This is a genomic window from uncultured Abiotrophia sp. (assembly GCF_963520105.1).
Taxonomy (GTDB): domain Bacteria; phylum Bacillota; class Bacilli; order Lactobacillales; family Aerococcaceae; genus Abiotrophia.
In genome coordinates, this window is record NZ_CAUQPN010000002.1 from 135,518 (window position 1) to 152,957 (window position 17,440).

Sequence of the window (17,440 nt, forward strand, 5' to 3'; positions counted from 1 at the left end):
ATAAGAGTGGCGATTAAAAAGTACAAACCAACCTCTAACGGTCGTCGTAACATGACTGGTTATGATTTCAGCGAAATCACTGCATCAAAACCAGAGAAGACATTGTTATCTTCACAAAAACAAAAAGCCGGCCGTAACAACCAAGGTAAAATCACTGTTCGTCATCAAGGTGGCGGTAACAAACGCGCTTACCGTATCATCGATTTCAAACGTAACAAAGACAACGTAGTAGGGACTGTCGCAACCATCGAGTACGATCCAAACCGTACCGCTAACATCGCGTTGGTACACTACGAAGACGGGATCAAGACTTACATCTTGGCACCAAAAGGCTTGAAAGTAGGCCAAAAAATTGAATCTGGTGAACATGCCGACATCCAAATCGGGAACGCATTGCCATTAGCAAACATCCCTGAAGGTACTGTAATCCACAACATCGAATTAAAACCAGGTAAAGGCGGTCAATTAATCCGTTCTGCTGGTACTAGCGCTCAAGTATTGGGTCACGAAGGTAAATACACTTTAGTTCGTTTGAACTCTGGTGAAGTTCGTATGATCTTATCAACTTGCCGTGCAACTATCGGGGTTGTTGGTAACGAACAACACGAATTAGTAAACATCGGTAAAGCCGGTCGTGCACGTTGGATGAGCAAACGTCCTGAAGTTCGTGGTTCCGTAATGAACCCTAACGATCACCCACACGGTGGTGGTGAAGGTCGTGCACCAATCGGGCGTAAATCTCCGATGTCTCCATGGGGTAAACCAACACTTGGTAAGAAAACCCGCTCTAAGAAAGCTAAATCTAGCAAGTTAATCATCCGCGGCCGTAAGAAATAATAGGCGCCGGTAACAAATAATCGAAGGGAGGCTTCATTGTGAGTCGTAGTTTGAAAAAAGGACCTTTCTGTGATGCGCACTTAATGAAAAAAGTGGAAGAGCAAGCAGAAAGCACAAAGAAACAAGTTATTAAAACCTGGTCACGTCGTTCAACCATCTTCCCTAACTTCATTGGTTTAACCATTGCCGTTTATGATGGCCGCAAGCACGTGCCTGTATATGTTCAAGAAGATATGGTAGGTCACAAATTAGGTGAATTCGTACCAACTCGTACTTATAAAGGTCACGCAGCTGACGACAAGAAATCTAAGAAACGCTAATTTATAGGAGGAAAACAAGATGTCTAACCAAGTTACATCTGCAAAAGCAGTTGCAAGAACAGTTCGCATTGCGCCTCGTAAAGTTCGCTTAGTCTTAGATCTTATCCGAGGTAAAAAAGTTGGCGAAGCAATTGCCATCTTAAAATTCACACCTAAAGCAGGTGCCCCAATCGTTGAGAAAGTGTTGATGTCTGCTATTGCTAACGCGGACCACAACTACGATCTTGACTTGGAAAACTTATACGTGAGTGAAGCATTCGCTAACGAAGGCCCAACCATGAAACGGTTCCGCCCACGTGCGAAAGGTTCAGCTTCACCAATCAACAAACGTACAAGCCACATCACTGTTGTGGTATCTGAGAAAGAGGAGGCTTAATCAATGGGTCAAAAAGTACATCCAATTGGTATGCGTGTCGGCGTCATCCGCGACTGGGACGCTAAATGGTATGCAGACAAGAACTTTGCTGAATACTTACACGAAGATTTAGCTATCCGCAAATTCTTATACAAGAAATTAAAAGAAGCATCAGTTTCTAACATCCAAATCGAACGTGCTGCTAACCGTGTGATTGTATCTGTTCACACTGCTAAGCCAGGTATGGTCATCGGTAAAGGTGGTTCCGAAATCGATGCAGTCCGTGCGGAATTAAGCAAATTAACCGGCAAGAAAGTCTTTATCAACGTTGTAGAAATCAAAGAACCAAGCTTAGACGCTAAATTGGTTGCTGAAGATATCGCACGTCAATTAGAAAACCGTGTGGCTTTCCGCCGTGCTCAAAAGCAAGCTATCCAACGTACTATGAAAGCTGGCGCTCAAGGGATTAAAACCATGGTATCTGGCCGTTTGAACGGTGCTGATATTGCGCGTAGCGAAGCATACTCTGAAGGTACTGTGCCACTCCATACCTTACGTAGCGATATCGACTACGCATGGGAAGAAGCGGACACTACTTACGGTAAGTTAGGAGTTAAAGTTTGGATCTGCCGTGGCCAAGTATTGCCACAAAAGAAAAACTCTGAGAAAGGAGGGAACTAATCAATGTTAGTACCAAAACGTGTAAAACACCGTCGTGAATTCCGTGGTAAAATGCGCGGAGAAGCTAAAGGTGGTAAACAAGTTGATTTCGGTGAATACGGCTTACGAGCTACTGAATCTCACTGGATCACAAACCGTCAAATCGAAGCAGCCCGTATTGCGATGACTCGTTATATGAAACGTGGTGGGAAAGTATGGATTAAAATCTTCCCTCACAAATCATATACTGCAAAAGCTATCGGGGTTCGTATGGGTTCTGGTAAAGGGGCACCTGAAGGTTGGGTAGCACCAGTTAAGCGTGGCAAGATTATGTTTGAAGTAGCGGGTGTATCTGAAGAAATCGCACGTGAAGCATTACGTTTAGCATCGCATAAACTACCAGTTAAGACCAAGTTCGTAAAACGTGAAGAATATGGTGGTGAATCGAATGAAAACTAATGAATTTAAAGCGTTAATCAAAGGGTTATCCACTGCTGAGTTGCTTGAACGTGAAGCTGAGTTGAAGAAAGAACTCTTCAACCTTCGATTCCAATTAGCAACAGGACAATTAGAAGATACAGCACGTTTACGCACTGTACGTAAATCTATCGCACGTATCAAAACTGCTTTACGCGAGCAAGAATTGTCTAAATAAACCAGCAAAGGAGGCTAACATCAATGACGACAGAACGCAACCAACGTAAAGTTTACCAAGGTCGTGTCGTGAGCGACAAAATGGACAAAACCATCACGGTTTTAGTCGAAACTCGTAAGACTCACCCTAAATACGGTAAACGCGTTAAATATTCTAAGAAATATAAAGCACATGATGAAGAAAACCGTGCAAAAGAAGGCGACATCGTGCGCATTATGGAAACTCGTCCATTATCAGCTACGAAACGCTTCCGTTTATTAGAGATTGTTGAAGAAGCAGTCATTATCTAATTAACCAAGTATATCTCGGAAGGAGGACATCGAAATGATTCAAACAGAAAGTCGATTAAAAGTTGCTGACAACTCTGGCGCACGTGAAGTATTAACAATCCGTGTATTAGGTGGTTCTAACCGCAAAACTGCTAACATCGGGGATGTTATCGTTGCAACGGTTAAACAAGCAACGCCAGGTGGAGTTGTTAAAAAAGGTGACGTCGTAAAAGCAGTAATCGTACGTTCTAAATCAGGAGCTCGCCGTAAAGATGGTTCTTATATCAAGTTTGACGAAAATGCTTGCGTCATCATCCGTGACGATAAGAGCCCTCGTGGTACGCGTATCTTTGGACCAGTTGCACGTGAATTGCGTGATAACAACTACATGAAGATTGTTTCATTAGCTCCAGAAGTTTTATAAGAAATATTAACGAAGGAGGAAACTATTCATGCGTATCAAAACAGGCGATACAGTTAAAGTAATTGCAGGTAAAGATAAAGGTAAAACAGGGACTGTTTTACGTACTTTACCAAAAGAAGACCGCGTAGTCGTAGAAGGCTTGAACATTGCTAAAAAGCACGTTAAACCTTCTCAAGCAGGTCAAGGCGGGATCGAAGAATTCCCAGCACCAATCCACGTGTCTAACGTTAAACTCGTTGATCCTAAATCAGGGGAAGCAACACGTGTGGGTTATCGTTTCGAAGACGGCAAGAAAGTCCGTTTCGCGAAGAAATCTAACGAAACCATCTAATCAATAGCGAGAGGAGGATTAACACTACATGGAAAATCGTTTAAAAGCTAAATACTCAAACGAAGTAACTAAAAAATTGATCGAGCAATTCAACTACACTTCTGTAATGCAAGTACCTAAAGTTGAAAAGATCGTCATCAACATGGGTGTGGGTGACGCAGTAGCTAACGCTAAGAACTTAGAAAAAGCTGTTGACGAACTCACTTTATTATCTGGTCAAAAGCCAGTGATTACCAAAGCTAAGAAATCCATCGCGGGCTTCCGTCTCCGTGAAGGTATGCCAATCGGGTGTAAAGTGACCCTACGTGGTGCGCGTATGTACGACTTCTTAGACAAGTTAGTCACTGTATCTTTACCGCGTGTTCGTGACTTCCACGGTGTCAGCAACAAAGCCTTCGATGGCCGCGGGAACTACACCTTGGGGATCAAAGAACAACTTATCTTCCCTGAAGTGAACTATGATAACGTTGATAAAGTCCGCGGGATGGACATCGTTATCGTAACAACTGCGAAATCTGACGAAGAGGCACATGCTTTACTTAAAGAATTAGGCATGCCTTTCCAAAAATAAGACAAGGAGGCGAATGAACATTGGCTAAAAAATCAATGATTGCAAAAAACAAGCGGTCACCTAAATTCAAAGTTCAAGAGTATACGCGCTGCGAGCGTTGCGGACGTCCACACTCCGTATATCGTAAATTCAAACTTTGCCGTATTTGCTTCCGCGAACTTGCTTACAAAGGACAAATCCCTGGCGTGAAGAAAGCCAGCTGGTAATCCATACTGAACAAAGAGGAGGTAAATACAACATGGTTATGACAGATCCAATTGCTGATTTCTTAACTCGTATCCGTAACGCTAACAGCGTAGGACACAAGACTGTATCAGCACCATCTTCAAAAATCAAAGTAGCGATTGCTGAAATCTTGAAACAAGAAGGTTTCATCAAAAACTATGAAGTCGCAGAAGACGACAAACAAGGTGAAATCACCATCTTCTTGAAGTACGGCCGTAACAACGAAAAAGTTATCACTGGCATCAAGCGTATTTCAAAACCTGGTTTGCGTATCTACACCAAATCAGAAGACCTACCTAAGGTATTAAACGGCTTAGGGATCGCCATCATCTCAACTTCTAACGGTGTTGTGACTGACAAACAAGCTCGTCAAGCTGGTGTCGGTGGCGAAGTATTAGCTTACGTTTGGTAATCTAATCTATTCATATTCAAGATAACTAGAAATAAGAAAGAGGAGGTGCAGCCCTGTGAGTCGTATCGGTAAAAAACCAGTCGTGATTCCAGCAGGCGTAACCGTCGAAGTAAAAGGTCATACAGTGACTGTAAAAGGCCCTAAAGGTACTTTGACACGTGACTTCCACCCAAACATTGCGTTGGAAGTTCAAGAGAATGAAGTAGTCTTCACTCGTCCAAATGATTCAAAAGAAAACCGTTCATTACACGGGACTATGCGTTCTGTCTTCAGCAACATGGTTGAAGGTGTAGCGAATGGCTTCAAGAAAGAATTAGACCTTATCGGGGTCGGTTACCGTGCTCAAAAACAAGGTAACAAATTAGTGTTGAACGTGGGTCTTTCTCACCCAGTTGAATTCGAACCACTTGAAGGTGCTGACTTTGAAGTTCCTTCAAACACTAAAATTATCGTAGAAGGTTACGATAAAGAGAAAGTCGGCGCATTAGCAGCCAACATCCGTGGCGTACGTCCACCAGAACCATATAAAGGTAAAGGGATTCGTTACACTGACGAATATGTACGTCGTAAAGAAGGTAAGACTGGTAAGTAATAGACCGGTCCTGATCTTCTCCTATAACTTAAACTTAAAGAGGTGAAAATTGTGATTACAAAACCAGATAAAAACAAAGTACGTCGTAAAAGACATGCTCGCGTAAGAAACAAAATCTCTGGTACTGCTGAGTGCCCACGCTTGAACGTGTTCCGTTCCAACACGCACATCTACGCTCAATTAATTGATGACGTAGCGGGTGTGACGCTTGCAAGTGCCTCTAGTAATGACAAATCAGTAACAGGGACCAAAGTTGAACAAGCTTCAACTGTTGGTAAATTAGTTGCTGAACGTGCGGTAGCAAAAGGCTTCAAAAAAGTTGTCTTTGACCGCGGTGGGTACCTATATCACGGTCGTGTGAAAGCTTTGGCTGAAGCAGCTCGTGAAAACGGCCTAGAATTTTAATAGAAGGAGGACACTAGTTCATGGTTCACATCAATCCAAATACCTTGGAAAACATCGAAGAACGCGTTGTGACGATTAACCGTGTTACCAAAGTTGTTAAGGGTGGACGTCGTCTACGTTTCTCAGCTTTAGTAGTTGTCGGTGACAAGAACGGTCACGTTGGCTTTGGTACGGGTAAAGCTCAAGAAGTTCCAGAAGCAATCCGTAAAGCTATCGAAGATGCGAAGAAAAACTTAATCGAAGTACCATTGACCGGAACCACAATTCCTCACGAAGCAATTGGCGAATTCTGTGGTGGTCGTGTCTTAATCAAACCAGCACCAGCCGGTTCTGGGGTTGCAGCAGGTGGTCCTGTTCGTGCCGTAATGGAATTAGCAGGGGTAGCTGACGTAACAAGTAAGTCTCTTGGTTCTAACACACCAATCAACATGGTGCGTGCGACTGTAGAAGGCTTGAAACAATTGAAAGTAGCTGAAGAAGTTGCTGCTTTACGTGGCAAATCAGTCGAAGAAATTTTAGGCTAAGGAGGACAATCAAATGGCGAACTTACAAATCCAATTGAAACGCAGCTTGATCGGTCGTCCTAAAAATCAAATCCAAACTGCTAAGGCGTTAGGTTTAACTAAGACTTACAAGACCGTTGTTAAACCAGACAACGAAGCAGTTCGTGGGATGATCAATACGATCAGTCACTTAGTTGAAGTAAAAGAAGCATAAAAATTAGAGACTAATACAAGGAGGTGCCACAGGAATGAAACTTCATACATTAAAACCTGCTGAAGGTTCACGTCAAGAACGTAACCGTGTCGGTCGTGGTCAAGGTTCCGGTAACGGTAAAACTGCTGGTCGCGGTCAAAAAGGTCAAAAAGCCCGTTCTGGCGGTGGCGTACGTTTAGGTTTCGAAGGTGGACAAACTCAATTGTTCCGTCGTTTACCAAAACGTGGATTCAACAACATCAACCGTAAAGAATATGCAGTCGTTAACTTGGAAGCTCTCAACCGCTTCGAAGACGGTACGACAGTTACACCAGCTCTCTTAGTTGAAGCAGGTGTCGTTAAGAAAGAATTATCAGGAGTAAAAATCTTAGGTAATGGTCAACTTGAAAGAAAATTAACTGTTCAAGCAGCCAAATTCTCTAAAGGTGCAGAGCAAGCAATTACTGCAGCTGGTGGATCAATCGAGGTGATCTAATGTTTACCTTTATTAAAAATGCATTTGCGGATAAAGATACGCGTCGTCGCATCTTTTTCACGCTCTTCGTTTTTGCGGTATTCCGATTAGGCTCACATATTCCTGTACCTGGGGTTCGGGTTTCAGCGATTAACACTTTCGCTGAGAGCGGCCTCTTAGGCTTATTAAACACTTTCGGTGGCGGGGCCTTGAAGCGCTTCTCGCTCTTCGCCATGGGGGTTTCTCCATACATTACCGCCTCAATCATCATTCAGTTATTACAAATGGACATCGTGCCTAAGTTTACTGAATGGGCTAAGCAAGGGGAAGTTGGGCGTCGTAAGCTCAACCAATGGACCACTTATGTTGCCATTGCCCTTGGTTTAGTACAATCTTACGGTATCGCCCTCGGTTTTAACCGGATGGCGCGTCTGGGCTTGATTGCCAACCCAACGACAATGCGTTACCTGACGATTGCCCTTATCTTAACAGCTGGTTCCATGTTCTTGGTCTGGTTGGGTGAGATGATTACCCGAAGCGGTGTCGGTAACGGTTTGTCCATGATTATCATGGCCGGGATTGTTGCGGAAGTGCCTAAGGAATTGATGGGTTATCTCCAACGCCATCTGGTAAATGGTGGAGATCATGCTATGACCAACATGCTGTCATTGGCAGCCATTATCTTGGTCATCGTCATCTTAATTGTGATTATCGTTTTAATGGAACGGGCTCAATTGCGTATCCCAATCCATTATTCTAAGAAAGCGTCAGGGGCGCGCTACTCAGCTCACCTCCCGCTTAAAATTAACTCAGCTGGGGTTATTCCAGTAATTTTCGCTAGCTCGTTCATTACAACACCTCAGATGATATTCTCGTTTGTGACAGTCGATCGGACGAACCCATGGATGGACTTCCTGGTACAACTCTTCGACTACCAAACACTCTACGGTGTAATCTTCTACACTGTCCTATTAATTGCGTTTACTTATTTCTATTCATTGATTCAAGTGAATCCGGAGAAAGTTGCCGAGAACTTGCAGAAGTCGAGCGGGTACATTCCAAGCGTACGTCCTGGGAAAGATACCGAAACTTACTTAACCAAAGTTATCAACCGCTTGAGCGGAGTAGGCGCACTTTACTTGACTTTGATTGCGGTATTACCGATTGTGGCAGGGTTCTTCTGGAACTTAACGTCACGTATCTCACTCAGCGGGACTAGCTTGCTGATTGTGGTCGGGGTTGCCATTGAGACTGCTAAGCAGGTCGAAGGGCGCGTTATCAAACGCCGTTATCAAGGATTCATTCAATAATCATGTGTCAAATAGAAGTAAAGGGAAGATACAAGATGAATATTTTATTAATGGGTTTGCCTGGTGCCGGTAAAGGGACACAGAGTGAACGTCTAGTAAAAGATTATCAAATCGTACATATTGCAACTGGGGACATTTTCCGTGCTGCGATTCAGAACGAAACCCCACTTGGGCTCCAAGCCAAGGCTTACACTGACAACGGGAACCTGGTTCCTGATGAAGTGACCAACGCCATTGTACGTGAACGTTTAGCCCAAGACGACGTGAAAGCCCAAGGCTTCATGTTGGATGGCTACCCACGTACAAGCGCACAAGCTCAAGCGCTTGATCAAAACTTGGTGGAGTTAAACTCTCCAATCCATGCCGTTATCTATATCGATGTAGATCCAGAAGTCCTTAAGGATCGCTTGAGTGGCCGAATCATCTGCCGCAACTGTGGGGCAACCTACCACAAACTCTACAACCCACCGAAGGTTGAAGGTGTCTGTGACAACTGTGGTGCCAGTGATTTCTACCAACGTGAAGATGACAAGCCTGAGAAAGTTGCATATCGTATCAATCTCCAAATGGAATCAATTCGACCAATACTGGATTATTATGAGGAGCGTGGGCTTCTTCACCGAGTGGATGGTCAACAAGCCATCGACAAGGTCTACGAAGATATCCGCCAGATTTTGTCCTCAGTGGCACAATAGCCTAACAGTAAGTTGGTAAGAGGAGGAAGTATGAATGGCTAAAGATGATGTAATTGAAGTTGAAGGTACAGTCATTGAAACTTTACCAAATGCAATGTTTAAGGTTGAATTAGAGAATGGGCATGAAATACTGGCTCACGTTTCAGGTAAAATCCGGATGAACTACATCCGCATCTTACCAGGAGATAAGGTAACGATTGAATTATCTCCTTACGATTTGACACGTGGTCGTATTACCTACCGCTTTAAGTAAACCTTTCCGTTTCGAATTTAAGGAGGGAATTAGTTAAGATGAAAGTTAGAGCATCTGTAAAGCCAATTTGCGAAAAATGTAAAATCATTCGTCGCAACGGCAATGTGATGGTAATTTGCGAAAATCCAAAACATAAACAACGTCAAGGTTAATAAGAAGGAGGTGCCAGATAAATGGCTCGTATTGCTGGAGTAGATATTCCGCGTGAAAAACGTGTAGTAATCTCATTAACATACATCTACGGTATTGGTTTGAAAACTGCACAACAAGTATTAAAACAAGCAAACGTTTCTGAAGACACTCGCGTTAAGGACTTATCAAACGATGAGCTCGACCGTATCCGTGAAATCATTGACGGCCTCAAAGTTGAAGGGGACTTACGTCGTGAAATTAGCTTGAACATCAAGCGTCTCCAAGAAATCGGTTCTTACCGTGGCTTACGTCACCGTCGTGGCTTGCCAGTTCGTGGTCAAAACACCAAGAACAACGCTCGTACACGTAAAGGACCTAAGAAAATGGTCACTGGTAAAAAATAATACTCGAATATAGAATGAAGGAGGTATAAACTTCATGGCAAAGAAAAAACAAGTTGCACGTCGTCGCCGTCGTGTTAGAAAAAATGTCGAGAAAGGTGTAGCACACATTCGCTCTACATTCAACAACACTATTGTTATGATCACTGACGTGAATGGTAATGCTATTTCATGGTCATCCGCAGGTTCATTAGGTTTCCGTGGTTCTAAGAAATCTACCCCATTCGCTGCACAAATGGCTTCAGAAGTGGCTGCTAAAGGTGCTATGGATCACGGGATGAAGACTGTTGAAGTAACAGTAAAAGGCCCAGGTTCAGGTCGTGAGTCAGCAATTCGTTCATTGCAAGCTACAGGTTTAGAAGTAACCGCCATCCGCGACGTTACCCCTATTCCTCACAACGGTTGCCGTCCTCCAAAACGTCGCCGCGTATAATCTAGATGACTCAAGCAACTGTGAAGCGCGTTATTACCAAGACTAACGTTTTGAAAGGGGAATATAATCGATGATCGAAATTGAAAAGCCAGAAATTAAAACGATTGAAGTCAGTGACGATGCCAAATTTGGTAAAATTGTCGTTGAACCACTTGAACGTGGATATGGAACAACCCTTGGAAATTCATTACGTCGTATTTTATTATCTTCATTACCTGGTTCCGCTGTTACTAGCATCCAGATTGATGGAGTACTGCATGAATTTGCTACAGTTGAAGGTGTCGTGGAAGATGTTCCAACGATTATCTTGAACTTGAAGAAATTAGCATTGAAACTTCACACTCAAGAGTCAAAAGTAATTGAATTAAACGTCACCGGTCCAAAAGTTGTGACCGCAGCTGATATTATGCATGATAACGATGTGCAAATCCTCAACCCTGAGCTCTACATTTGCACCCTGGCTGATGGCGCTGAATTGAAGATGCGTCTCAACGTAGCCAACGGTCGTGGTTATGTACGGAGCGAACACAACAAACGGGAAGACATGCCAATCGGCGTCTTGCCAATCGATTCGATCTATACCCCAATTAAGAAGGTAAACTATCAAGTCGAAAACACCCGTATCGGGCAAAAGAACGTTTATGATAAATTAACTTTAGATATTTGGACCGACGGTTCAATTAGTCCTGAAAAATCATTAAGTTTAGCCGCTAAAATCTTAACGGAGCACTTGAATATCTTCGTTAACCTCAACGATGAAGCGCGTCAAACTGAAATTATGGTTGAGAAGGAAGAAGCTGAAAAAGAGAAAATGTTAATCATGACGATTGAAGAGTTAGACTTATCCGTTCGTTCATACAACTGTTTGAAACGCGCGGGCATCAACACGATTCAAGAGTTGACTAACAAATCAGAAGCAGAAATGATTAAAGTACGTAACCTTGGCCGTAAATCATTAGAGGAAGTCAAACAAAAATTGGCTAACCTTGAGTTGAGCTTACGCCAAGACGACTAGTATAGGATATTTCATATTCAAAGCAAAGGAGGAAACTGAATAATGGCATACCGCAAATTAGGACGTAAGAGCGCACAACGTAACGCATTATTGCGTGACTTAACTACTGATGTGATCGTATACGGCCGTATCGAAACCACAGAAACTCGTGCCAAAGAAGTACGTAAATTCGTTGATCAAATGATTACCTTAGGTAAAAAAGGTGACTTAGCATCACGCCGTCGTGCTGCAGCATTCTTGCGTAACGAGATTGCTAGCGCAACCGTTGAAGGGGATCAAGTCGTTGTTGAACGTGTCTTGACTCGTTTGTTCGGAGAGTACGCTGAGCGCTACGCTGATCGCCAAGGTGGCTACACCCGTGTCTTGAAGACCGGCCCACGTCGTGGTGATGGCGCCCCAATGGCAATCATCGAATTAGTATAATAGAGTGAGAATTCGCTTTATGATGAGGAGTGTGACGATTCTGTAGCCTTGCTAACCAACTACAGGGTCTAGCTCTATAGCACGATTGGGGGAGCCCTGCTTCCCCAATCGCTAGCTATCATCGTAAAAGTGATTTTTTTTTGGTCTTATACTCAAATTCTTGAAAGTGACGCCCCCAGGTGGTAGAGTAAGGGGGTGAGTTGCTTTCATAGCTAAGGCTAGACAGGAGACTGGCTTTAGCTATGAAAGTAGCAAGGAGGCCCCAGAGGCAGAGAGGATGAAACAGACATGGCAGCAAGCGTTGTAAAACTATCGCATATCGATTTTCGTTACTATGGTAGCGAGGTCAATTCCCTGACCGATGTCTCCCTAGAAATCAAGGAAGGCGAATGGGTGGCTATTATTGGGCCAAACGGCTCAGGCAAGTCTACCCTAGCCAAAATTATGAATGGCCTCCTCGTGCCTGCGGCAGGCCAGGTAACCATTAAGGATTTAACCATTGACGAAGAGACCGTTTGGGAGGCTCGTCGCTCAGTTGGCATGGTCTTCCAGAACCCAGACAACCAATTTGTTGGTTCGACGGTAGAAGATGATGTGGCCTTTGGCTTGGAGAATAATGGAGTGCCACGTCAGGAGATGATTAGCCGGATTGAAGAGGCGCTGGCTGAGGTTCGGATGTCAGAATTTAAGGACAAGGAGCCTGCCCGCCTATCAGGGGGTCAGAAGCAACGGGTAGCCCTGGCTAGCATCTTGGCTTTGCGACCTGACATTATTATCTTGGATGAAGCGACTTCTATGTTGGACCCTAACGGTCGTCAAGAAGTGATTGCCGCCATCCGTAAGATTAAGGAACGCTTCAACCTGACGGTTATTTCCATTACCCATGATTTGGACGAAGCTAGCTTAGCTGACCGTATCCTCATGATGCAGGGCGGTCGCCTAGTTCAAGACAAGAAACCAGAAGAAATCTTCCTAATGGGTGAGCAATTAGTGGAACAAGGCTTGGATGTGCCTTTTTCACAGAAACTCAAGGACGCCCTAGCTGCCCGCGGACTGGATGTGCCGGATAACTATCTCGATGAGGAGGCCTTATTGACATGGATCACACCATTGTATTCGACAAAGTAAGTTACCATTACAATGCCAATACGCCTTTTGAGGTAGCGGCCCTCTTCGACGTTAATTTAACCATTCCAGCCCACCAAGTGACTGCCGTCATCGGCCATACGGGTTCAGGTAAGTCGACTCTGATTCAACACCTTAATGTTTTGATTAAGCCAACCAAGGGCTCAGTACGCCTAGGGGATGTCTTGGTCACATCCACGGCCAAGCTGCCCTCGCTTAAACCCTTGCGTAAGCAAGTTGGGGTCGTCTTCCAATTCCCGGAGGCCCAGCTCTTTGAAGAGACGGTCCTCAAGGATGTCATGTTTGGACCTTTGAATTTTGGTGTCTCGGAAGAGGACGCGCTCGCCATTGCTAAGGAAAAATTATCCCTGGTCGGCATCAGTCCGGACCTCTATGAGCGCTCGCCTTTCGATCTCAGTGGAGGCCAAATGCGACGGGTGGCCATTGCCGGCGTTCTGGCCTTAGAACCGCAAGTGTTGGTCTTAGACGAGCCAACTGCCGGCCTAGACCCACTGGGTCAAGCCCAAATGCTGGACATGTTCATGCGCCTCCAAAAAGAGGATAAGTTGACCCTGGTCTTAATCAGTCACCAAATGGATGACGTTGCCCGCTATGCCGATCATGTCATTGTCATGGAAGGGGGCACGGTGGCTAAGACGGGGACGCCTGAACAGGTCTTCAGCCAGACGGATTGGTTGCGCCAACGGCGCTTAGATGTGCCACGCTCCATGCAGTTTCTGGAGAAATTACAGGAGCGCTTAGGGGACCAGGCCCTAGCTATCGACCAGGCGCCCCTGACCGTTGAAGCCTTAGCCGACTTGCTCATGGCCCATCTTCCAGCTAAGGAGGGGACCGGCCATGTTGGATAAAATGTTACTGGGACGCTATATCAATATGGATTCCTGGGTCCATCGACTGGATCCACGGACCAAGTTGCTAGCTTCTTTCTACTTTATTTTTGCGGTCTTCTTAGCCGATTCCTGGTTGGGTTACGCCATTTTGGCGCTCTTTACCCTCTTGGCTATTAAGTTGACCGGTCTTTCCTTTAAGTTCTTTATTAATGGGGTCAAGCCCATGATTTGGCTGATTCTCTTTACCGTGGTCTTTCAGATTCTCTTCACTAATGGGGGCCATGTCTTCTGGCAGTGGGGACCCTTTGTCCTCTCGACTGGTGGTTTGGAGAGTGGGGCCTTTATCTTCATGCGTCTGGTCCTCATTATTATGATGTCTACTATTCTAACCTTAACGACAGCGCCCCTGGAGCTAACGGATGGGATTGAACATCTCTTGCGGCCACTGACTCGCTTTGGCTTCCCTGCCCACGAGTTGGCCCTCATGCTGGCTATCGCCTTGCGCTATGTGCCAACCCTCATGGATGAAGCCCAGAAAATCATGAACGCCCAGCGCTCGCGTGGGGTAGAGTTCGATCAAGGTAGCCTCATGCAGAGAATGAAGGCTGTCGTACCAATTCTGGTGCCCCTTTTCATCTCTGCCTTCAACCGGGCCGAAGAAATGGCAACCGCCATGGAAGCGCGGGGCTATCGCGGAGCAGAAGGCCGTACCAAGTATCGCCAGTTGGCCTATAGCCCAGCTGATAGACAAGTGCGTTGGGCCTTGCTAGTCCTGACCTTAGCCTTGCTAGCTAGCCGTTTCTGGCCAGTGGGGTGAGGCCATGCCACGTTATGCCATTCAACTCGCTTATGACGGGAGTCGCTTCGTCGGCTACCAAGTCCAACCCAATGGCCCTTCTATTCAGGCCAATCTAGACGCGGCTCTAATCAAAATGGCAAAGTGCCCAGAAGGCGTGACCATTCCCACAGTGGCGTCAGGCCGGACTGATTCGGGTGTCCATGCCTTGGGCCAAGTAGTACATTTTGATTATCCTGCCCCTATGCCTCAACAAGCCATGCAAAGAGCTCTCAATGCCCTCTTGGACCCGGCGATTAAGGTAGTGGCAGTGGCTCGGGTGGCCGATGATTTCCATGCCCGCTACCATGCCATCGGTAAAGAGTATCGTTATCGGGTGGATATAGGTGCCTATGCCAATCCCTTCAAACGTCTCTACAGTCTCCACCATCCTTATCGCTATGACTTAGATCGAATCAATCAAGCCTTGGAGGCAGTGGTGGGAACCCACGACTTCACTAGCTTCTGTTCGACCAAGACCGATAAGGAAAACAAGGTGCGGACCGTTCATATGGCCCGAGTCTGGCAAGATCAGGACCAGCAGGAACTGGTCTTCCAGTTCCAGGGGACAGGTTTCCTCTATAATATGATTCGGATTCTGGTCGGTACTAGCCTGCAAATCGGGGATGGGTTGCGTCCTGTTAATGAACTGGAGCGTTTGATTAAGGTTCAGAACCGCAAGGAAGCAGGGCCGACGGCGCCACCACAGGGACTCTATCTCCAGCAAGTTTTCTATGAGCTCTCGCCATTTACTAAATGATTGACCAAGCTCTCTTGCCTAGCAAGGGGGCTTGATCTTTGCTATTAAAAAAACATTGACATTCGTTCAGAGTTCCCTTAAAATTAACTCATGTGATTTTAATTTTACTAAGGAGGATACTTATGAAACAAGTACTCAAGAAATCCTTGTTAGCCGGCGCTGCCTTTTTAGCCTTGGCTGCAAGCTTACCAACACCTTTACCGGCACACGCTCAAGGTAAAGAAGTCAACACCGTTGTGTCTTCAGAAATGGCAAGCATCGACCCAGCCAAAGCGTCTGATGCGCCAAGCGGCAACATCATCCATAACGTCTTCGAAGGCTTGACCCGTGAATCGCAAGACTTCAAGAGCCAAGTGCCTGGTGTGGCTGAATCTTGGCAAGTCAGCGAAGATGGCAAGACCTATACCTTTAAGCTTCGTTCAGATGCTAAATGGTCTAACGGTGACCCTGTTACAGCGGGTGACTTTGAATATGCCTGGAAACGTGTCATCAACCCTGAAACAGGGGCTGACTACGCAGGGCTCTTCTTCGTCATCGAAGGGGCGCAAGCCTACAACGAGGGCAAAGGTAGCGCAGACCAAGTTGGGGTCAAAGCGCTCGACGACACTACCTTAGAAGTTAAGTTGGTCAACCCAACTGCTTACTTCTTAAGCTTAACTTCTTTCTATGCCTTTGCACCAGTTAACAAGAAGGTGGTAGAAGCTAACGCTGACTGGGCTGACGACTTAAGCGACAAGTACGTCACTAACGGGGCCTTCAAGTTAGCTGAGTGGAACCACAATGCGGACCTAGCCTTAGAAAAGAATGACCAATACTGGGATAAGGACAATGTCAAGGTTGACCGTGTTAACGCTCAAATCGTTGAGTCTGACTCAACCGTCACCAAGATGTTCCAATCTGGTGAGATTGACTTCGTCAGCGCACCATTCGGGACCTTGTCTTTAGATTCTTTTGAAGGCTTCAAGAAACAAGGGATTCTTAAGGTTACACCACAGTCAGCTATCTACGTCTACAAAATCAACACCAAGGACTCTGTAATGTCTAATGTCAATATCCGTAAGGCTTTGGCTTTAGCTATTGACCGTCAAGGTTTGGTAACTAACATTACCAAGGCTGAACAAAAACCTGCTAAGGGGATTGTGCCAGCTTCAGTTACTGGCTTCGAAGCAGATGCTAACTACTTCAAGGATGCCGACTATGAAGGCGCCAAAGAATACTTGGCTAAAGGTTTACAAGAATTAGGTCTCAAGGACCCAAGTGAATTGACTGTTAAGATTTCTATGAACACTAGTGAAGCTCACGCAGCTATCGCTCAATACATCCAAGAAGGTTGGTCTAAGAACTTAGGGATCAAGGTAGAATTGGACAACTCTGAGTTCCAAGTTTACTTAGATCGTCTCAAGACCGGTGACTTCCAAGTGGCGCGTTTAGGTTGGTCTGGTGACTTCAACGATGCCTTAACCTTCTTAGATCAATACCGTAGCGCTGATGCGGGTAACAACTACACTGGTTGGGAAAATGCAGACTACGCTAAGTACCTGGAAGAAGCAGCCAAAGAAACTGACGCTAACAAACGTTTAGAAATTCTGAAGAAGGCTGAAAAAGTCTTAATGGACGAAATGCCAGTTATTCCAATCTATGACTACACTCAAGTAAGTGTTAAGAAAGACAACATCAAGGGCCTAGCAACATCGCCTCTTGGTAAGATTGACTTGAAATACTTAGAAGTAGAATAGTCTTCCATGAATTAGGGCTGATTCCTAGTATCCCCTTGCTTAGCAAGGGGATATTTTTGTGTCATGAAAACGCTCATTGTCGGAAAAAATATTGACAAGTGGTGAATTTAAGATTAAAATTAATTCATGTGTTTTTAATCTTTCGGGTGATTTTTTGGTCAGCTATGGGCAAAAAAGCTGGCAGAAGGTCATCCTCACGCTTAGTAAGTCAAATCTTAAGCCGTGATTTTAATGAGAGAATAGA

Annotated in this window: 30 protein-coding genes; all 30 read left to right on the forward strand. The window is 45.1% G+C overall.

Features of this window, described 5'->3' with window-relative positions; all coding sequences use genetic code 11:
* Nucleotides 1–6: 6 nt before the first annotated feature.
* The 30 genes from rplB to RWO08_RS03885 all read left to right on the forward strand — a co-directional run bounded on the left by rplB (nt 7) and on the right by RWO08_RS03885 (nt 17,196).
* Entirely contained in the window at nt 7–837 is an 831-nt protein-coding gene (gene rplB, locus RWO08_RS03740; RefSeq protein ID WP_291431277.1) for a 50S ribosomal protein L2, read from the forward strand.
* A gap of 38 nt (nt 838–875) precedes the next feature.
* Nucleotides 876–1,157, forward strand: a complete 282-nt coding sequence (rpsS, locus tag RWO08_RS03745; RefSeq protein WP_035364047.1) for a 30S ribosomal protein S19 — start codon at nt 876–878, stop codon at nt 1,155–1,157.
* Between the two features lie 19 nt (nt 1,158–1,176).
* Nucleotides 1,177–1,533, forward strand: coding sequence for a 50S ribosomal protein L22 (gene rplV / locus RWO08_RS03750; RefSeq protein WP_023391479.1), 357 nt, complete (start codon nt 1,177–1,179; stop codon nt 1,531–1,533).
* Nucleotides 1,534–1,536: 3 nt separating this feature from the next.
* Nucleotides 1,537–2,193: a 30S ribosomal protein S3 gene (gene rpsC / locus RWO08_RS03755; RefSeq protein WP_023391478.1), complete on the forward strand. Its 657-nt coding sequence runs from the start codon at nt 1,537–1,539 to the stop codon at nt 2,191–2,193.
* Nucleotides 2,194–2,196: 3 nt separating this feature from the next.
* Nucleotides 2,197–2,631, forward strand: coding sequence for a 50S ribosomal protein L16 (rplP, locus tag RWO08_RS03760; RefSeq protein WP_023391477.1), 435 nt, complete (start codon nt 2,197–2,199; stop codon nt 2,629–2,631).
* Nucleotides 2,621–2,827, forward strand: a complete 207-nt coding sequence (gene rpmC, locus RWO08_RS03765) for a 50S ribosomal protein L29 (protein WP_023391476.1) — start codon at nt 2,621–2,623, stop codon at nt 2,825–2,827. Before rplP ends, rpmC begins: the two co-directional genes overlap by 11 nt.
* A gap of 23 nt (nt 2,828–2,850) precedes the next feature.
* A complete protein-coding gene (gene rpsQ / locus RWO08_RS03770; protein ID WP_023391475.1) occupies nt 2,851–3,117 on the forward strand; it encodes a 30S ribosomal protein S17 in 267 nt (88 codons plus the stop codon).
* Nucleotides 3,118–3,151: 34 nt separating this feature from the next.
* Complete coding sequence (gene rplN, locus RWO08_RS03775) at nt 3,152–3,520, forward strand: 50S ribosomal protein L14 (RefSeq protein WP_023391474.1); 369 nt, start codon at nt 3,152–3,154, stop codon at nt 3,518–3,520.
* Between the two features lie 28 nt (nt 3,521–3,548).
* On the forward strand, nt 3,549–3,851 hold the full coding sequence (gene rplX / locus RWO08_RS03780) for a 50S ribosomal protein L24 (protein WP_291428063.1): 303 nt from the start codon (nt 3,549–3,551) through the stop codon (nt 3,849–3,851).
* A gap of 28 nt (nt 3,852–3,879) precedes the next feature.
* On the forward strand, nt 3,880–4,422 hold the full coding sequence (gene rplE, locus RWO08_RS03785; RefSeq protein ID WP_023391472.1) for a 50S ribosomal protein L5: 543 nt from the start codon (nt 3,880–3,882) through the stop codon (nt 4,420–4,422).
* Nucleotides 4,423–4,442: 20 nt separating this feature from the next.
* On the forward strand, nt 4,443–4,628 hold the full coding sequence (locus RWO08_RS03790; RefSeq protein WP_083316294.1) for a type Z 30S ribosomal protein S14: 186 nt from the start codon (nt 4,443–4,445) through the stop codon (nt 4,626–4,628).
* Between the two features lie 32 nt (nt 4,629–4,660).
* On the forward strand, nt 4,661–5,059 hold the full coding sequence (gene rpsH / locus RWO08_RS03795) for a 30S ribosomal protein S8 (protein ID WP_023391471.1): 399 nt from the start codon (nt 4,661–4,663) through the stop codon (nt 5,057–5,059).
* Nucleotides 5,060–5,114: 55 nt separating this feature from the next.
* The gene (rplF, locus tag RWO08_RS03800) at nt 5,115–5,651 is read left to right on the forward strand and encodes a 50S ribosomal protein L6 (RefSeq protein WP_291428058.1); all 537 of its coding nucleotides are present in this window, start codon (nt 5,115–5,117) and stop codon (nt 5,649–5,651) included.
* A 42-nt stretch (nt 5,652–5,693) separates the two neighbouring features.
* Complete coding sequence (gene rplR, locus RWO08_RS03805) at nt 5,694–6,056, forward strand: 50S ribosomal protein L18 (RefSeq protein WP_291428056.1); 363 nt, start codon at nt 5,694–5,696, stop codon at nt 6,054–6,056.
* A 20-nt stretch (nt 6,057–6,076) separates the two neighbouring features.
* Nucleotides 6,077–6,580, forward strand: coding sequence for a 30S ribosomal protein S5 (gene rpsE, locus RWO08_RS03810; protein ID WP_023391468.1), 504 nt, complete (start codon nt 6,077–6,079; stop codon nt 6,578–6,580).
* 13 nt (nt 6,581–6,593) lie between these two features.
* Nucleotides 6,594–6,773 carry a 50S ribosomal protein L30 gene (gene rpmD / locus RWO08_RS03815; protein WP_023391467.1) on the forward strand — a complete coding sequence of 60 codons (180 nt, stop codon included), beginning with the start codon at nt 6,594–6,596 and terminating at the stop codon, nt 6,771–6,773.
* A 34-nt stretch (nt 6,774–6,807) separates the two neighbouring features.
* Complete coding sequence (gene rplO / locus RWO08_RS03820) at nt 6,808–7,248, forward strand: 50S ribosomal protein L15 (RefSeq protein WP_023391466.1); 441 nt, start codon at nt 6,808–6,810, stop codon at nt 7,246–7,248.
* Nucleotides 7,248–8,537, forward strand: a complete 1,290-nt coding sequence (gene secY / locus RWO08_RS03825; RefSeq protein ID WP_070756167.1) for a preprotein translocase subunit SecY — start codon at nt 7,248–7,250, stop codon at nt 8,535–8,537. The genes rplO and secY overlap by 1 nt, the downstream gene beginning before the upstream one ends.
* Nucleotides 8,538–8,572: 35 nt before the next feature.
* Nucleotides 8,573–9,232 (forward strand): adenylate kinase, encoded by a 660-nt coding sequence (locus tag RWO08_RS03830; RefSeq protein WP_070756168.1) that lies wholly within the window; start codon nt 8,573–8,575, stop codon nt 9,230–9,232.
* A gap of 34 nt (nt 9,233–9,266) precedes the next feature.
* Nucleotides 9,267–9,485 (forward strand): translation initiation factor IF-1, encoded by a 219-nt coding sequence (gene infA / locus RWO08_RS03835; RefSeq protein ID WP_023391463.1) that lies wholly within the window; start codon nt 9,267–9,269, stop codon nt 9,483–9,485.
* A gap of 38 nt (nt 9,486–9,523) precedes the next feature.
* Complete coding sequence (gene rpmJ, locus RWO08_RS03840; RefSeq protein ID WP_083316295.1) at nt 9,524–9,637, forward strand: 50S ribosomal protein L36; 114 nt, start codon at nt 9,524–9,526, stop codon at nt 9,635–9,637.
* Nucleotides 9,638–9,658: 21 nt separating this feature from the next.
* Nucleotides 9,659–10,021: a 30S ribosomal protein S13 gene (gene rpsM, locus RWO08_RS03845; RefSeq protein WP_023391462.1), complete on the forward strand. Its 363-nt coding sequence runs from the start codon at nt 9,659–9,661 to the stop codon at nt 10,019–10,021.
* Between the two features lie 34 nt (nt 10,022–10,055).
* Nucleotides 10,056–10,451 carry a 30S ribosomal protein S11 gene (gene rpsK / locus RWO08_RS03850; protein ID WP_023391461.1) on the forward strand — a complete coding sequence of 132 codons (396 nt, stop codon included), beginning with the start codon at nt 10,056–10,058 and terminating at the stop codon, nt 10,449–10,451.
* Nucleotides 10,452–10,521: 70 nt separating this feature from the next.
* Nucleotides 10,522–11,466 (forward strand): DNA-directed RNA polymerase subunit alpha, encoded by a 945-nt coding sequence (locus tag RWO08_RS03855; protein WP_070756169.1) that lies wholly within the window; start codon nt 10,522–10,524, stop codon nt 11,464–11,466.
* A gap of 42 nt (nt 11,467–11,508) precedes the next feature.
* Nucleotides 11,509–11,889: a 50S ribosomal protein L17 gene (gene rplQ / locus RWO08_RS03860; RefSeq protein ID WP_023391459.1), complete on the forward strand. Its 381-nt coding sequence runs from the start codon at nt 11,509–11,511 to the stop codon at nt 11,887–11,889.
* 288 nt (nt 11,890–12,177) lie between these two features.
* On the forward strand, nt 12,178–13,017 hold the full coding sequence (locus RWO08_RS03865) for an energy-coupling factor ABC transporter ATP-binding protein (RefSeq protein ID WP_070756170.1): 840 nt from the start codon (nt 12,178–12,180) through the stop codon (nt 13,015–13,017).
* Nucleotides 12,987–13,883, forward strand: coding sequence for an energy-coupling factor ABC transporter ATP-binding protein (locus RWO08_RS03870; RefSeq protein WP_314211261.1), 897 nt, complete (start codon nt 12,987–12,989; stop codon nt 13,881–13,883). The genes RWO08_RS03865 and RWO08_RS03870 overlap by 31 nt, the downstream gene beginning before the upstream one ends.
* Entirely contained in the window at nt 13,873–14,682 is an 810-nt protein-coding gene (locus tag RWO08_RS03875; protein WP_268442470.1) for an energy-coupling factor transporter transmembrane protein EcfT, read from the forward strand. The genes RWO08_RS03870 and RWO08_RS03875 overlap by 11 nt, the downstream gene beginning before the upstream one ends.
* Nucleotides 14,683–14,686: 4 nt before the next feature.
* Nucleotides 14,687–15,460 carry a tRNA pseudouridine(38-40) synthase TruA gene (truA, locus tag RWO08_RS03880; RefSeq protein ID WP_291428038.1) on the forward strand — a complete coding sequence of 258 codons (774 nt, stop codon included), beginning with the start codon at nt 14,687–14,689 and terminating at the stop codon, nt 15,458–15,460.
* Between the two features lie 122 nt (nt 15,461–15,582).
* Nucleotides 15,583–17,196 (forward strand): peptide ABC transporter substrate-binding protein, encoded by a 1,614-nt coding sequence (locus RWO08_RS03885; protein ID WP_314064511.1) that lies wholly within the window; start codon nt 15,583–15,585, stop codon nt 17,194–17,196.
* The last annotated feature ends 244 nt before the right edge of the window (nt 17,197–17,440 follow it).

What these genes read in the sequence shown, in the direction of transcription:
- rplO (WP_023391466.1), top strand. Translation starts at nt 6,808, where the DNA reads ATGAAACTTCATACATTAAAACCTGCTGAAGGTTCACGTCAAGAACGT.
- RWO08_RS03865 (WP_070756170.1), top strand. Translation starts at nt 12,178, where the DNA reads ATGGCAGCAAGCGTTGTAAAACTATCGCATATCGATTTTCGTTACTAT.
- rpmJ (WP_083316295.1), top strand. Translation starts at nt 9,524, where the DNA reads ATGAAAGTTAGAGCATCTGTAAAGCCAATTTGCGAAAAATGTAAAATC.
- RWO08_RS03885 (WP_314064511.1), top strand. Translation starts at nt 15,583, where the DNA reads ATGAAACAAGTACTCAAGAAATCCTTGTTAGCCGGCGCTGCCTTTTTA.
- truA (WP_291428038.1), top strand. Translation starts at nt 14,687, where the DNA reads ATGCCACGTTATGCCATTCAACTCGCTTATGACGGGAGTCGCTTCGTC.
- rpsM (WP_023391462.1), top strand. Translation starts at nt 9,659, where the DNA reads ATGGCTCGTATTGCTGGAGTAGATATTCCGCGTGAAAAACGTGTAGTA.
- rpsK (WP_023391461.1), top strand. Translation starts at nt 10,056, where the DNA reads ATGGCAAAGAAAAAACAAGTTGCACGTCGTCGCCGTCGTGTTAGAAAA.
- RWO08_RS03870 (WP_314211261.1), top strand. Translation starts at nt 12,987, where the DNA reads ATGGATCACACCATTGTATTCGACAAAGTAAGTTACCATTACAATGCC.
- rplE (WP_023391472.1), top strand. Translation starts at nt 3,880, where the DNA reads ATGGAAAATCGTTTAAAAGCTAAATACTCAAACGAAGTAACTAAAAAA.
- rpsQ (WP_023391475.1), top strand. Translation starts at nt 2,851, where the DNA reads ATGACGACAGAACGCAACCAACGTAAAGTTTACCAAGGTCGTGTCGTG.
- RWO08_RS03855 (WP_070756169.1), top strand. Translation starts at nt 10,522, where the DNA reads ATGATCGAAATTGAAAAGCCAGAAATTAAAACGATTGAAGTCAGTGAC.
- rplN (WP_023391474.1), top strand. Translation starts at nt 3,152, where the DNA reads ATGATTCAAACAGAAAGTCGATTAAAAGTTGCTGACAACTCTGGCGCA.
- rplX (WP_291428063.1), top strand. Translation starts at nt 3,549, where the DNA reads ATGCGTATCAAAACAGGCGATACAGTTAAAGTAATTGCAGGTAAAGAT.
- RWO08_RS03830 (WP_070756168.1), top strand. Translation starts at nt 8,573, where the DNA reads ATGAATATTTTATTAATGGGTTTGCCTGGTGCCGGTAAAGGGACACAG.
- rpmC (WP_023391476.1), top strand. Translation starts at nt 2,621, where the DNA reads ATGAAAACTAATGAATTTAAAGCGTTAATCAAAGGGTTATCCACTGCT.
- rpmD (WP_023391467.1), top strand. Translation starts at nt 6,594, where the DNA reads ATGGCGAACTTACAAATCCAATTGAAACGCAGCTTGATCGGTCGTCCT.
- RWO08_RS03875 (WP_268442470.1), top strand. Translation starts at nt 13,873, where the DNA reads ATGTTGGATAAAATGTTACTGGGACGCTATATCAATATGGATTCCTGG.
- rpsH (WP_023391471.1), top strand. Translation starts at nt 4,661, where the DNA reads ATGGTTATGACAGATCCAATTGCTGATTTCTTAACTCGTATCCGTAAC.
- infA (WP_023391463.1), top strand. Translation starts at nt 9,267, where the DNA reads ATGGCTAAAGATGATGTAATTGAAGTTGAAGGTACAGTCATTGAAACT.
- rpsE (WP_023391468.1), top strand. Translation starts at nt 6,077, where the DNA reads ATGGTTCACATCAATCCAAATACCTTGGAAAACATCGAAGAACGCGTT.
- secY (WP_070756167.1), top strand. Translation starts at nt 7,248, where the DNA reads ATGTTTACCTTTATTAAAAATGCATTTGCGGATAAAGATACGCGTCGT.
- rplP (WP_023391477.1), top strand. Translation starts at nt 2,197, where the DNA reads ATGTTAGTACCAAAACGTGTAAAACACCGTCGTGAATTCCGTGGTAAA.
- rpsC (WP_023391478.1), top strand. Translation starts at nt 1,537, where the DNA reads ATGGGTCAAAAAGTACATCCAATTGGTATGCGTGTCGGCGTCATCCGC.
- rplQ (WP_023391459.1), top strand. Translation starts at nt 11,509, where the DNA reads ATGGCATACCGCAAATTAGGACGTAAGAGCGCACAACGTAACGCATTA.
- rplV (WP_023391479.1), top strand. Translation starts at nt 1,177, where the DNA reads ATGTCTAACCAAGTTACATCTGCAAAAGCAGTTGCAAGAACAGTTCGC.